The sequence below is a fragment of the Micromonospora sp. NPDC047074 genome, from assembly GCF_040643815.1.
GTDB lineage: Bacteria > Actinomycetota > Actinomycetes > Mycobacteriales > Micromonosporaceae > Micromonospora.
Genome location: NZ_JBEYVB010000006.1, coordinates 1 through 13,705 on the forward strand (window position 1 = coordinate 1; position 13,705 = coordinate 13,705).

Here is a 13,705-nt window from a genome sequence, read left to right on the forward strand (position 1 = left end):
CGCAGCTCCACCCGGATGGCGTAGCGGGAGGCCAGGCGGCTGACCACGGCCAGACCCATCAGCCGGAACGCCGCGACGTCGACGCTCGGCGGGGCCGCCAGCCGGCGGTTGAGCGAGTCGAGCTGGTCGTCGGTCAGGCCCAGGCCCCGGTCCTCGATCTGGATCAGGACGTAGTCACGGATCCGCCGGCCGTCGGCGACCACAGTGGTGTTCGGCGGCGAGAAGCGGGTGGCGTTGTCGAGCAGCTCGGCGACGAGCCGGACCACGTCGTTGACCGCGTGCGCGGCCACCGAGATGTCGGTGTCCACCGTGCCGAACTCGATACGGTTGTAGAGCTCCACCTCGGACTGCGAGGCCCGCAGCACGTCCACCAGCAGGGCGTCGTCACGGCGCGGCACGGCAGAGTCGGCGCCCGCGAGGACGAGCAGGTTCTCGTCGTTGCGGCGCATCCGGGTGGCCAGGTGGTCCAGCTCGAACAGCTGCGCCAACCGCTTCGGGTCCTCCTCGCCCCGCTCGATCGCGTCCAGCTCGCCGATCATGCGGTCGACCAGGGTCTGACTGCGCCGGGCCAGGTTGAGGAACATCGCCGAGACGCTGGTACGCAGCGCGGCCTGCTCGGCCGCCACACGGACCGCCTCGCGGTGTACGACGTTGAAGGCGAGCGCCACCTGGCCGATCTCGTCGCGGTTGTTGAGCTTGATCGGATCGCGGACCTGCCGCACGATCTCCTCGACGCCGCCGTCGCCGACGTTGCCGACGTTCTGCAGCCGCTGCACCGCGTCCGGCAGGTCGTGGTTGGCCACCGAGAGGGCACCCTCACGCAGCCGGCGCAGCGAGTGGTTGAGCGAGCGGGCCAGCACCACGGCGAGCGTCACCGCGACGACGAGGGTGAGCAGCACCAGCAGCGATTCGACGACGGCCTGCTGGATGACGTCCGAACGGGCCTCGTCGGCCTGGCTGAGCAGCCGGTCCTGGAGCCGGATCTCGGCCCAGCGCATCAGGTCGTTGACCGCGCCGATGGCGGCGGTGGCGTCCTTGGCGGTCACCAGCGGCGTCTGCCCGACCGAGCGGGTGATGTCGGTGGCCACCCGGTCGGCGAGGGTGACCGCGTCACCGGAGACGGTGCTGTCGACCAGGGCGCGCTGGGTCGGGTCGGCGGCCAGGGAGAAGGCGATCAGCGCCTCCTGCTGGCTGGTCAGCGTGGCGACGAAGGAGGAGAACTGCTCCTCGTCGAGCCGGCCGGCGACGAGCGCGGTGAAGACGACCGACTGTTCCTCGGCGACGGCTTCCTTGGCCCGGGCGAACGCGGCGACCGCGCGCCGGGCGTCCGCGAGCCCCTCGTCGCCGGGCAACTGGGCCAGGCCGTCGCCGTACGCGACCAGGTCGGTGATGACGACCCCGTAGCGCAGCACCGCCTCGGCCACCGCCATCTGCCGGCGGTCCAGCACCTCCTGCCGGGTGGTGGCGAGCGTCTCCAGGTGCTCGTCGATGGTCGCCAGCCGGTCCCGCACGGCCGCCGGCGGCTCGCCGACCCGCGCGCGCTCCGCCCGGTACGCCTCGATCCGCTGGTCGGTGCTGCGCGCCCGCTGGTTGTACGGGTCGGCCTGCTCCTGCGGCGTGGACAGGAAGGTCGCAGCCGCCATCCGCTCGGCGTGCAGGTCCTGTGTCAGGGCGGAGATGTCGATGGAGAGCGCGGTCAGCGCCCGGGCCTGGTTGGCCTCGTAGGCGCCCTCGCCGACGGAGACGAGCCGAACCGTGGCCAACGCGAGCACCGCGGCGACGGGTACGACCAGGATCAGCGCGAGCTTGGAGCGGATCCGGGCGTCGCGGAGCCGGAACAACCGGCGGCGCTTCACCTGTTCCGTGTCGCCACTCGCGGGCAGGGTCGTCGGTCCGGTGCTCACGACATCGCCTCCGTCGTTTCTTCCATGCCTGCCCCGCCGACTAGCGCCCGGTGCAGCGGACTGCGCCACACGCGGCACGGCCGCGATTTCATCAGAAGTGATCCTGTTTGGGAAGCCACAGTGGCGCAGAAAACGGTTGGACGGCACTCATCCCGTGTTCCGGTCAACTAATACCTTCAATTCTTCACGCCCGTGACCAGGGCATGTGACTCCAGAGTGGTCATCCGTGTCGGATTAGTAAGCGTTTACAAACTCATGGTTGCCCCACCATGTGGGATGCACGTCCCGAAACGCTTCCAACGCCCCGGCTTGACCACAGGGCCCGGCGTTGGCAAGGTTTTGCAGGCTTCGCGCACACCGTACGGCAGACCGATCCCGTTCCTCTACTGAGGACGGACAACCCGGCGGTGACCGGGCGTCACCCGGGCCATATCTGGAGGACTGAGTTGAGCACCATCCGCTCCGCGACCGCCGCGGCGCTCGCATCGGCCGTGCTGGCCACCACGCTCACCGGCTGCCAGTTCGGCGCGGACGAGCAGGACACCAGTCCCATCGTCATCGCCGCGGACCTCGAACTCTCCGGCGCGGCGGCGTCCGCCGGCAAGGCGTACCAGCGGGCGCTGGAGCTGAAGGTCGAGCAGTTGAACGCCTCGGGCGCGCTGAACGGCCGGCGGATCGACCTGAGGGTGAAGGACAACCGGTCCGACCCGGCCGAGTCGCTGCGCAACATCGGCGACTTCAGCGGCGACTCCCAGGTCAGCGCGATCATCATGGGCGGCTGCAACGAGTGCGCCGTCGGTGCCGCGCCCGTCGTCGCCGACAAGCGGATCCCCACCGTCGCGCTCGCGCCGTCCAGCGCCGTGTCCACCCCCGTCGCCGAGCGGCGGTACATGTTCAAGCTCGCCCCGAACGCGGCCGACAGCGCCGCCGCCCTCGCCCTGGAGATGAAGCGCCAGGGCATCCGCAAGGCGGCCCTGCTGCACACCGCCGACACCTACGGCCGCGAGGGACTGGTTGCGCTGACCGGTGAGCTCACGAAGGCCGGCATCGACCTGGTCAGCGACGAGTCCGTACGCACCACCGACACCGAGGTCGACCAGAAGGTCCGGGATCTGCTCGAGCGGAAGCCGAAGGCGCTGGTCGTCTGGACCTCGGCGGAGCAGGCCACGCTCACCGCGAGGGCGGCCCAGCAGGCCAAGTTCGGCGGGCAGCTCTTCTTCGACGCGGCGGCGGCCGGCGACCTCTTCCTGGGCGCCGCGACGGGGGCGACCGAGCGCGCCACGCTGGTCTTCACCCAGACGATGGTGATCGACGACGTCATCGCCACCACCCCGGCGAAGGCGGCCCGTCGCCAGTGGTTCCAGGACTACACCGCCCGCTTCGGCGGCTACAACGGTTCGTCCTCGTTCGCGGCCGACGCGGTGCAGCTCATCGCCGACGCCGAGTTGCGGGCCGGCGGCGAGCCCGGCCGGGTCGACCGCGACGGCATCCGGGACGGGCTGGAGACGATCCAGATGGACGGTCTCTCCGGGCCGATCCGGATGACCCCGGACAACCACTCCGGCCTGATGCCGCAGGCCCTCACCACGCTCGTCGCGCGCAACGGGCGCTGGCGGCTCGCAGGCTGACCGCGAAGGGGTGTGGCCCGCCGTCCGGCGGGCCACACCCCGGGCTGGTCCAGCTTGCCGTCAGCGGGCCGACGTGGTGGCGCGGACCCACGGCAGGGCGAACCGCTCGACCGCGGAGAGCGCGCTGTAGAGCAGGATGCTCATCGCCGCGATCAGCACGATCGCCGCCCAGGCCGTCGCGGTGTCCCCGATGCCGTTGTACTGGAGGATCTGGTAGCCCAGCCCCTCCTGGTCGGAGTAGAACTCACCGATCACCGCACCGATCGCGGCCAGCGGCATCGCCACCTTCAGCCCCACGAAGATCTGCGGCAGCGCGGCCGGGAGGCGTACCTTGCGGAACGCCTGCCACCACGAGGCGTTCAGCGACCGGGCCAGGTCGGCCAGGTCGGCCGGGGTGGTGGTGAGACCGGTCGCCGTGGAGAGCACGATCGGGAAGAAACACAGCAGGAACACCATCGTCAGGACCGGCTTCGAACCCCAGCCGACCGAGACCACCAGCAGCGGGCCGAGGGCGATCTTCGGCACCGCGTTGACCGCCACCAGCAGCGGCGCGAACATCCGCTCGACGCGGCGGGACGCGGCGAGCGCCATGCCGATCAGCACCCCGGCAGCCGTCGACAGCAGGAAGCCGACCACCGTCAGCATGGCGGTCACCCCCAGCGCCGGCACCAGCACGTCGCTCCCGGCGGTCAGCGCCTTCCACACCACCTGCGGCGGCGGCAGGGACACCGGGTGCACCAGTTCCAGGCCCGACGTGACCAGCCACCAGGCGGCCAGCGTGATCGCCGCGCCGAGCAGCGGCAGGCCGACGGCCCCCGGGCGTACGGCGGACCGGCGCGCGGGCGCCGGCCGGGGCGCGCCGGTGGCCGCCCGCTGAGTTCCGGTATGGCCGGACCGGGTACCGGTCGTCTCCGTCACAGCTCCTCCTCTCCTGCCGGCCGGGCCGGCACACGACGAGGGTGCGGCCCCCGGGTTCGCACCCGGTGGACCGCACCCCCGTGGCACGGTCGACGTCGGTCAGGCCTTCGGCACGAGGCTGAAGTCGATGATCTGGTCGGGGGTGATGTTCTGCTTGAGCGCGCCGGCGCCCTGCAGGATGGCGATGCTCTTGGCGACCCGGCCGCTGTCCAGCGTGCCGAGCTGGGTGCCGGAGTTGCTGGACCGCACGTAGCCGGTCATCAGCTGGAGCTCGGCGGCGGCCGCGGCGGGGATCGCGGCGTCGACGTTCTTCTTCAGCAGGTTGCCCGCCTCCTGCGGGTTGGTCAGCGCGTAGTCCAAGCCCTTCATCAGGGCCGCGGTGAACCGCTTGACCATCTCCGGCTTCTCCTTGGCGATCTTGGCCGAGGTGATCAGCACGTTGCCGTAGAGGTCCTGCATCACTTCGCTGTACGGCAGCATGACGGCCTTCTGCCTGGTCACCGTCTCGATGGTGGGCTGGCCGACGACGAACTGGCCGATGCCGTCCACCGTGCCGGTGCCGAGCATGCCCATCAGGTCCTGCGCCTGGCCGTTCACCCAGGTCACCTTGCTCGCGTCCACACCGGCCATCCGGGCGTACGTCGGGAAGAGGTTGCGGACGACGGAGCCCTGGGTGTCGGCGAGCTTCTTGCCCTCCAGGTCCTTCGGCGACGCGATGCCCTTGCCCTCGACGGTCGCGATGCCGGCCATGGTGCGCTGCTGGATCGCGGCGACCGCGACGAAGTCCTTGGCCTGGCCGTTGCCGACCTGGAGCAGACCGCCGGTGAGGTCGATCGGGCCGAACTGGGCCTGGCCGCCGACGATTGTCCCGATCACGGCGTTCGTGCCCTGGCCCGCCTTGATCTCGACGTCGAACCCGGCTTCCTTGAAGAAGCCCTTCTCCTTTGCGACCCAGGCGTAGGAGTCACGGCCAAAGTTGCCGAACGAGGTGAGGTAGGTCACCTTCTCCAACGCGCCGCCACCGCCGCTGCTGCCGTCACCGGAGTCCGCGTCGCCGCTGCAGGCGGAGACGAGGGCGAGGGCGGTGGCCAGCGCAGCGGCAGCGACCGTACGGGTCAGCCTTCTCATCAGTGCACCATGTCCTTTCCGACCAGCGCGGCACGCCGCACCGGAGGGGTTGTCTGGCGGGCCGGCCGGAGGGGTTGAGCCGGCACCGCCGTCTTGAGGGGACCTTTCGCCGGCACAGCGTACGAGAAAGTGACCTTCGCAATGCCCGGTGTATGGGTTTCGTTACGGAAAAATCCTCGCGTCCACCCCGGACACCGATCGCTCCACAGGGGGGTTACCCTGGGCCGCGACTGATCACCGATTCAGGGAGGTCGCCGGAGATGATCCAGCTTTCCGGGGTGTCCCGCACCTTCGACGGCCGCAGCGGTCGGGTCGAGGCGCTGCGCGGAATCGATCTCGACGTCGCGGCGGGAGAGTTCGTCGCCATACTCGGTCGGTCGGGATGCGGCAAGTCCACTCTGCTACGGCTGATCGCCGGCCTCCTCCCGGTGACCGCGGGTCAGATCACCGTGGCCGGTACGCCGATCACCCGGCCCCGCCCCGACATCGCGATGCTCTTCCAGCGGCCGGCCCTGCTGCCCTGGCGTACGGTGCTGGACAACGTCCTGCTCCCCGTGGAGATGTTCGGCTGGAAGCGGGCGAAGCACCGCGAGCGGGCCCGGCAGCTGCTGGAACTCGCCGGGCTGGGCGGCTTCGAGAAGCGGCTGCCGCACGAGCTCTCCGGCGGGATGCAGCAGCGGGTCTCGCTGTGCCGGTCGCTGATCGGCAACCCCCGGGTGATGCTGATGGACGAGCCGTTCTCCGCGCTCGACGCGCTCACCCGCGAGGAGCTCTCCGGCGAGCTGCAACGCGTCCACATGACGTCCGGGGCCACGGTCGTCTTCGTCACCCACTCGATCGACGAGGCGGTGCTGCTGGCCGACCGGGTGGTCGTGCTCAGCCCCCGGCCCGGCCGGATCCGCAAGATCGTCGACGTGAACATTCCCCGGCCACGCACCCTCGGCCGCAACGCGCACCTGGCGGACGTCGCCCGGGTCAGCGCCGACCTGCACGAACTCCTCATGGAGCGCGACCTGCCGGCGGCTGCCGGCGCAGAGGGACGATGAGCATGCGGGTATCGGTCTTCACGGAGCCGCACCGGGGCGCCAGCTACGACGACCAGCTCCGCTTCGCCCGGCTGGTCGAGGCCGGCGGCTTCGAGGGCTTCCTCCGCGCCGACCACTACCAGGCGATGGGCGACGAGCCGGCGCTGCCCGGCCCGACCGACGCCTGGCTGACGCTCGCCGCGCTGGCCCGGGAGACCAACCGGATCCGGCTCGGCACCCTGGTCACCTCGGCCACCTTCCGGCTGCCCGGCCCGCTGGCGATGATGGTGGCCCAGGTCGACCAGATGAGCGGCGGCCGGGTCGAGCTGGGCATCGGCGCCGGCTGGTACGAGCGCGAGCACACCTCCTACGGCATCCCGTTCCCGGCGGTCGGCGAGCGCTTCGACCGACTGGCGGAGCAACTGGAGATCATCACCGGGTTGTGGCAGACCCCGCCGGGCGGGTCCTACAGCTTCACCGGTGACCACTACCGGCTGGTGGACGCCCCCGCGCTGCCGAAGCCGGTGCAGGTGCCCGGCCCGCCGATCATCGTCGGCGGACGCGGCCCGAAGCGCACCCCGGAACTCGCCGCCCGGTACGCCGACGAGTTCAACATGCCGTTCAAGACCGTCGCCCAGACCGCCGCCGCGTACGAGCGGGTGCGGGAGGCCTGCGACCGGGCCGGCCGGGCGGAGTCGGGACGCGCCCCGCTGACGCTCTCCGCCGGGATCCTGGTGGCGATCGGCCGCACCGACGCCGAGGCACAGCACCGGGCCGCCCCGCTGCACGTCAAGAGCGCCCTGCCGCCGGAGGACCCGGTGGTCGGCTCGCCCGCGCAGCTCGTCGACCGGATCGGCGAGTTCGCCGCGATCGGTGCCACCCGGGTGCACCTGCGGTTGATCGACCTCGCCGACCTCGACCACGTGGAGCTCGTCGCCGCCGAGGTGCTCCCCCAACTGGACGGAATCCGATGACCGGCACAGAGCTGGAACTCGGCCCGGTGGGCCAGGAGATCGTGTTCGAGAACGACCGGGTACGGGCCTGGCACATCCGCCTGGAGCCGGGCGAGCGGCAGCCGCTGCACCGGCACGACCACCCGTACCTGGTGGTGGCGATCCAGGGGGCGAAGAACGTCGTGCAGACGATCGACGGCACCCTGATCGACGCCGACGAGCCGACCGGCGGGGTGGTCTACCGGGACCCGGGCGCGGTGCACATGCTCACCAACGTGGGCGACACGACGTACCTGGCGCGGCTGGTCGAGCTGAAGTAGCCGCCCCCGGCGGGGCGACCCCGCTCGCGGCGCGCCGGTGGCGACCTGGTCAACAGGTGCGTAACGTGCCGGACATGGCCTTTCGGACCTGGGGCAGACTGGTGCTCACGGCGCTCGGGGTGAGCCTGCTGGCCGGTGCCGGTCAGCTCGGCGTCGCCTTCGGCTTCGGCATCGTCCGGCTCACCGGCGCCTTCACCGGCGCCACCATCAACCAGTGGCCGGCCCAGCTCGTCTGGGTGGGCTGGTTCGCGGCGAACGCCGCCGTGGTCGGCGCGGTGCTCACCGAGCGCCTGGCCCGGCGGGACGGCGGATTGGCCGGCACCGGCCGCCTGCTCGCCGTCGCCGCTGCCGCCGCGCTGGGCGCCACCGTCGTCGCGCCGCTCTGCATGCAGCCCGCCCGGGCCGCCGACCTCGTCTCGGCGGACCCCGTCTGGGCCGTGGGCATCTGCGCGGTGCTCGGCGCGCTTGCCGGCGCGGGCGCCGCGCTCGCGATCCTGTTCCAGCCGCCGGTGGGCTGGAACATGGCGGCGTTCGCCGGTGCGATCTGGTTGCTCGCCGTGGTGTCGGTGGCGCCGTCGCTGGCCTCGACCGGGCCGCTGTCCAGCGTACGACTCGGGGTGCTGGAGCCGGCGTGGCTCGACGACGTCGCGGCACAGCGGCTGGCCCTCCCGGTCCTGCCGCTGCTGGCACTGCTGGCCGGCGCGGCGACCGGCGGGCTGGCCCGGTGGCGTGGCCACCCGCCGCTGGTCAGTGGCGCGACAGGAGTGGCGGGCCCGGTGCTGGTCGCGTTCGCCTACCTGGCCGCCGGCCCGGGCGACGCAACCGACCGCTACCAGCTCATGCCGTACTACGCGGCGCTGCTCGCGGTGGCCGCCGGCACGCTCGGGTCGGCCGCCGCCACGCTGCTGCGTTGGCCACTCCTTGCACGCACCGCCCCCACCGAGGCCATCGAGCCGACCGACATCCTGCGTCCGCTGCCCACCGGTCCCGCCCTGCCACCGGCCCCGGCGCCCGCCGGCAACGGCGACGAGTCGCCGCCGCAGCCGCCCGCCGGCACCGCGCTGGCCGCCGCCGACCGGTCCGGAAGCACGGGCGTGGGTGGGACGACCACCGCCAGCACCGCCGACGTCCCGCCGCCCCGGGCCGTCCCGCCGCACTGGGACTGGCCGGGCACCGGCGGCACCGGTCCCGCGCCGGCCGCCGACACCCGGCCGGTGGCGGACACGCAAAAGACGGTCGAGCCCGGCACCCCCGCCGAGAAGAGCACGGCCAAGGCCAGGGAGGCCACGGTCGAGGACGCTTCGGTCGAGGACGCGACGGTCGAGGACGCAGCCACCAAGGGCACGGCGACCCGCGGGGTGCGGGCCAAGAAGGCCACGACCAAGGAGGCCACGGCCGGCGACGCGACCGCCGGAAAGGTACGGACCAGGGAGACCACGACCAAGGACGCGACCGCCGAAGGCACGACGACCGAGGAGGCCACAACCGTCGGAGGCCCGACGGCCGAGGACACGACCGTCGAAGGCACGACGGCACCCGGGCAGCAGGCGGCACCGACCACGCCCAAACCCCGCCGTACCCGCAAGCCCCGGTCGACGCGCCAGCCCACCTCCACGGTGCCGCCGGAGGAAGCAGCCCCGGTGCCCGCCCCCGCCGACTCGTCCTCGGCTGAGCCGACCGCGCCGAGTGCGGCTCAGGTGACCTCGGCTCTGCCGACCACGTCGGGCTCGGCTCAGGTGACCTCGGCCGAGCCGACCGCGCCGGGTTCGGCTGGGATGACGTCGGCGGTCGAGGACGCCCCGGCCGGCGCCCCGGCGGCACCCTCCCCCACCGGTCCGGCCGCGGCACCCTCCCCCACCGGTCCGGCTGCGGCGGACGACGCCACTCCGGCCCGCACCGAGCCCGGCACGCCCCAGGTGCAGCCCGACGACGCCGCCGAGGCGGCGTCGTCGGCCACGGATCCCGCTCCCGCGCCGGCCCCCCGGCCCCGGCACCGGGCCCCGATGCCCGACCTGGCCCGGGCCGCGAGCTGGGAAGCCCTCGCCACCGCGCGGCGCGCCGGTCCCGTCCCGGCACCGACCGACACCCCGCAGCGCCCCGGCACGGCGGCCCCCGAAACGGCCGCGACGCCCCCGGACGGCACGGCGACTCCCGCCGGGGCCGAGCAGCACGCCGGACGGGTCCGGGGCCGGCTGGGCCTGTTCCGCCGCAACCGGCCCCAGGCCGGGGACGGCCCGGCCGAGCGGGAAGCCGAGTCGCTGCCGGAACAGGACGAGGAGTACGTGGACTGGGTCACCGGCCTGAGCCGGCCCGTGCCGGACAACGAGCCCGAGCAGGAGAACGGCCGGCGATCGTTGCGGTCCACCGGCCGCCACCACCGCGACTGAGCCGGCACCGTCTCCGGTCGGGGCGCACTGGTCCCCGCCCGCGACCGGAGACACGGGACCGGACGTCCGCGACCGGAGACACGGGACCGGACGTCCGCGACCGGAAGCCCCGGCACCGGCGCCCACCGCCCCGGTCAGGCCAGCGGCAGGTAGACCCGGCCGCCCGAGGTGACGAACTCCTCCGACTTGTCCCTCATGCCGCGCGCCGCGTACTCCTTCAGCTCCTGGGTGATCTTCATGGAGCAGAACTTCGGCCCGCACATCGAGCAGAAGTGCGCGGTCTTCGCCGGCTCGGCCGGCAGCGTCGCGTCGTGGTACGACCGGGCGGTCTCCGGGTCCAGCGAGAGGTTGAACTGATCCTCCCAGCGGAACTCGAACCGTGCCCTGGACAGCGCGTCGTCCCACGCCTGCGCGCCCGGGTGTCCCTTGGCCAGGTCGGCCGCGTGCGCCGCGATCTTGTACGCGATCACGCCGGCCTTCACGTCGTCGCGGTCCGGCAGCCCCAGGTGCTCCTTCGGCGTCACGTAGCAGAGCATCGCGGTGCCGAACATGCCGATCATCGCGGCGCCGATCGCCGACGTGATGTGGTCGTACGCGGGGGCGATGTCCGTGGTCAGCGGGCCGAGGGTGTAGAAGGGCGCCTCGTGGCACCACTCCTGCTGGAGGTCCACGTTCTCCTTGATCTTGTGCATGGGCACGTGGCCCGGGCCCTCGATCATGACCTGCACGTCGTGCTCCCAGGCGAGGCTCGTCAGCTCGCCGAGGGTACGCAGCTCCGCGAACTGCGCCTCGTCGTTGGCGTCCGCGATCGAGCCGGGGCGCAGCCCGTCGCCGAGCGAGAACGTCACGTCGTACCGGGCCAGGATCTCGCACAGCTCCGCGAAGTTCGTGTAGAGGAAGTTCTCCTCGTGGTGCGCCAGGCACCAGGCCGCCATGATCGAGCCGCCCCGGGACACGATGCCGGTCACCCGGTCCACCGCCAGCGGCACGTACGGCAGCAGCACCCCCGCGTGCACCGTCATGTAGTCGACGCCCTGCTCGGCCTGCTCGACGACGGTCTCCCGGAACACCTCCCAGCTCAGCTTCACCGGATCGCCGCCGACCTTCTCCAACGCCTGGTAGATCGGCACGGTCCCGATCGGCACCGGCGAGTTCCGCACGATCGCCTCGCGGGTCTCGTGGATCCGCTTGCCCGTCGACAGGTCCATCACGGTGTCCGCGCCCCACCGGGTGGCCCAGGTCAGTTTCTCCACCTCCTCCGCCACCGAGGAGGTGACCGCCGAGGTGCCGATGTTGGCGTTCACCTTCACCAGGAACGCCTTGCCGATGATCGCCGGCTCGCACTCGGGATGGTTGACGTTGAGCGGCAGCACCGCCCGCCCGGCCGCGATCTCGTCCCGGACGAACTCCGCCGCCATCCCCTCCCGGACCGCCACGAACTCCATCTCCGGCGTGACGACCCCCGCCCGCGCGTACGCGAGTTGGGTGGGGCGTCGGCCGTCGGCGCCCGCGAGCGGGGTGCCCGCGCCCCGCGCCGGGGCGACGTCGCCGCGCTCGGCGATCCACGGCCCGCGCAGCGGCGGCAGCCCGACCTCGGGGTCGGAGCCCGGCCCGGAGGTGTCGTAGAGCCGGACCGGCGGGTTGTCGCCGGTCAGTTCCACCTCGGCGAACGGCACCCGGACGTCCGGCCGCGATCCCTCCACGTAGACCTTGCGACGTGCCTGCATGCCAGCCTCCCTGGTGATCAAGCGGACCATCCGAAGTGGTCCAGCGGGCCGCGTCCCGCGCCCAGCTCCCAGTCCCGCGCGCCGGTCAGCCCGCGGAGGACGTACTCCTTGGCGGTGGCGACCGCCGTCGGCACCTCGTCGCCGAACGCCAGCCGGACCGCGATCGCCGCCGAGAACGAGCACCCGGTGCCGTGGTTGTGCCGGGTGTCGACCCGGGGCGCGCGGAGCAGGGTGGTGACGCCGCCACCGCGCAGCACGTCGACCGCCTCGCCGTCGGCGTCCACGTCGCCGCCGGTCACCACCACGTGCTCCGGCCCGCCGGCCGCCAGGGCCTCGGCGGCGGCCACCATCTCCTCGACAGTGGTCACCGGGCGGCCGGTGATGGCCGCGGCCTCCGCGCAGTTCGGCGTCGCCACCCGGGCGTACGGCAGCAGCCGCTCGACGGCGGCGACCACGCCCAGCCGGTGCCCGCTGGTGGCGGCGAGCACCGGATCGACCACGAGGTGCGGCAGGCGGCCGTCCCGGGCGGCGGCGGCCACCGCGTCGGCGACCGCCGGGGTGCCGAGCATGCCGGTCTTGACGGCGCGCACGGTGAAGTCGCCGAGCACGCTGTCGAGCTGCTCGGTGACCGTGCGGGGCGGCAGGGGCAGGACGGCGTCGACACCCCTCGTGTTCTGCGCGGTGACGGCGGTGAGCACGCTGGTGCCGTACGCGCCGAGGGCCGCGAAGACCTTGAGGTCGGCCTGGATGCCGGCGCCCGCGCCGGAGTCCGAGCCGGCGACGGTGAGCACTGTCGTCGGGGTCATCGTTCCTCTTCCGTGGTGGCGGACGGGAGCTTGGGCAGGCCGCGCGTCGTCGCGCTTGAGGGCTGCGGCCGACCGTGCCCGATCCGGGCGGTCAGGCTCGATCCCTCCGCGGGCACGGTCGGCCGCGGCCCCGTCCCGGAGACCTCCGTGCGGTCCCGCCGGCTGCGCGTCGTCACCGCAGGATGCCGGGGTAACCCGTTTTCGGCGCGGGTGTCGGCGCAGCCCTGCCGGGTCCGGCTCGCCGCGTCGGCGGCTGCCGTGAGGGCGGCTGCTGCCGCCTCGGGGTCGTCGGCACGCATGACGGCACCCAGCACCGCCACCCCCACGGCTCCCACCTCGACGCAGGCGGCCACCTGGTCAGGGCTCTGCACTCCGCCAAGCGCCAGGACCGGCACGGTGCTGGTCGCGATCAGCGCGCCGAGCCCTTCCGGTCGCAGGGGTGGGCCGTAGCCGGGCTTGGTGCTGGTCGGGTAGACGGGCGAGAGGGTGGCGTAGTGCTCCGTGGTCAGTCGCGCCAACTCCGCCCGGTCGTGGCAGGAGCGGCCCACCAGGCCGAGGCGCGGCGGCGGGTACGGCCCCGCCGACGGCAGGTGCACGGCGTCCCCACTGAGCGGGTCGGGGCCGGCGACGATCAGCGTGCCGCCCGCCTCGGCGAGGATCGCGCGCAGGGCGGCGGCGAGGGCGGCGCGCTCGGCCGGGGGCAGGTCCTTCTCCCGCAGCACCACCCACCGCACTCCCCCGGCCACCGCCCCGGCGACGACCTCGGCCAACGGCCGCCGCGCCTGCCACCGGTCGGTCAACAGCACGACGCCAGCCGGCCCGCCCGAGATCTTGGTAGGAAACGGCCCCTCCAGGGGCCCTTTCATACCAAGATCGGCCGGAGGCGGGGTGGCGGCGGCGGGCCCGGGG

The 13,705-nt window shown here is 73.0% G+C and carries 10 protein-coding genes and 1 pseudogene; 5 read left to right on the forward strand and 6 right to left on the reverse strand.

From position 1 onward, the window contains the following. On the reverse strand, window positions 1–1,904 hold a 1,904-nt coding region (locus ABZ809_RS11360), incomplete at its 3' end, for a nitrate- and nitrite sensing domain-containing protein (protein ID WP_357562374.1). 446 nt (window positions 1,905–2,350) lie between these two features. Between ABZ809_RS11360 and ABZ809_RS11365 the strand changes: the two genes are divergently transcribed. Further along, window positions 2,351–3,532: an ABC transporter substrate-binding protein gene (locus ABZ809_RS11365; RefSeq protein WP_357562375.1), complete on the forward strand. Its 1,182-nt coding sequence runs from the start codon at window positions 2,351–2,353 to the stop codon at window positions 3,530–3,532. A 60-nt stretch (window positions 3,533–3,592) separates the two neighbouring features. On the opposite strand, the gene ABZ809_RS11370 is transcribed toward ABZ809_RS11365, so the two are convergent. Then, window positions 3,593–4,450, reverse strand: a complete 858-nt coding sequence (locus ABZ809_RS11370) for an ABC transporter permease (protein ID WP_357562376.1) — start codon at window positions 4,448–4,450, stop codon at window positions 3,593–3,595. Window positions 4,451–4,549: 99 nt separating this feature from the next. Then, on the reverse strand, window positions 4,550–5,578 hold the full coding sequence (locus ABZ809_RS11375) for an ABC transporter substrate-binding protein (RefSeq protein WP_357562377.1): 1,029 nt from the start codon (window positions 5,576–5,578) through the stop codon (window positions 4,550–4,552). 260 nt (window positions 5,579–5,838) lie between these two features. On the opposite strand from ABZ809_RS11375, the gene ABZ809_RS11380 reads away from it, so the two are divergent. The 4 genes from ABZ809_RS11380 (at window position 5,839) to ABZ809_RS11395 (ending at window position 10,263) form a co-directional block, all read left to right on the forward strand. After that, window positions 5,839–6,624 carry an ABC transporter ATP-binding protein gene (locus tag ABZ809_RS11380; protein ID WP_357562378.1) on the forward strand — a complete coding sequence of 262 codons (786 nt, stop codon included), beginning with the start codon at window positions 5,839–5,841 and terminating at the stop codon, window positions 6,622–6,624. A 2-nt stretch (window positions 6,625–6,626) separates the two neighbouring features. Further along, a complete protein-coding gene (locus tag ABZ809_RS11385; RefSeq protein ID WP_357562379.1) occupies window positions 6,627–7,577 on the forward strand; it encodes an LLM class F420-dependent oxidoreductase in 951 nt (316 codons plus the stop codon). Continuing rightward, entirely contained in the window at window positions 7,574–7,876 is a 303-nt protein-coding gene (locus tag ABZ809_RS11390; protein ID WP_357562380.1) for a cupin, read from the forward strand. The genes ABZ809_RS11385 and ABZ809_RS11390 overlap by 4 nt, the downstream gene beginning before the upstream one ends. Before the next feature lie 74 nt (window positions 7,877–7,950). Beyond that, window positions 7,951–10,263 (forward strand): hypothetical protein, encoded by a 2,313-nt coding sequence (locus ABZ809_RS11395; protein WP_357562381.1) that lies wholly within the window; start codon window positions 7,951–7,953, stop codon window positions 10,261–10,263. Window positions 10,264–10,397: 134 nt separating this feature from the next. Here ABZ809_RS11395 and thiC read toward each other — a convergent pair whose 3' ends face one another. From thiC to ABZ809_RS11410, 3 genes and pseudogenes are all read right to left on the reverse strand, one after another. Next, window positions 10,398–11,990: a phosphomethylpyrimidine synthase ThiC gene (thiC, locus tag ABZ809_RS11400; RefSeq protein ID WP_357562382.1), complete on the reverse strand. Its 1,593-nt coding sequence runs from the start codon at window positions 11,988–11,990 to the stop codon at window positions 10,398–10,400. A gap of 17 nt (window positions 11,991–12,007) precedes the next feature. Further along, window positions 12,008–12,796: a bifunctional hydroxymethylpyrimidine kinase/phosphomethylpyrimidine kinase gene (gene thiD, locus ABZ809_RS11405; RefSeq protein ID WP_357562383.1), complete on the reverse strand. Its 789-nt coding sequence runs from the start codon at window positions 12,794–12,796 to the stop codon at window positions 12,008–12,010. A 236-nt stretch (window positions 12,797–13,032) separates the two neighbouring features. Further along, window positions 13,033–13,662 (reverse strand): annotated as a pseudogene (locus tag ABZ809_RS11410) (thiamine phosphate synthase); the annotation flags it as partial. Window positions 13,663–13,705 lie beyond the last annotated feature (43 nt).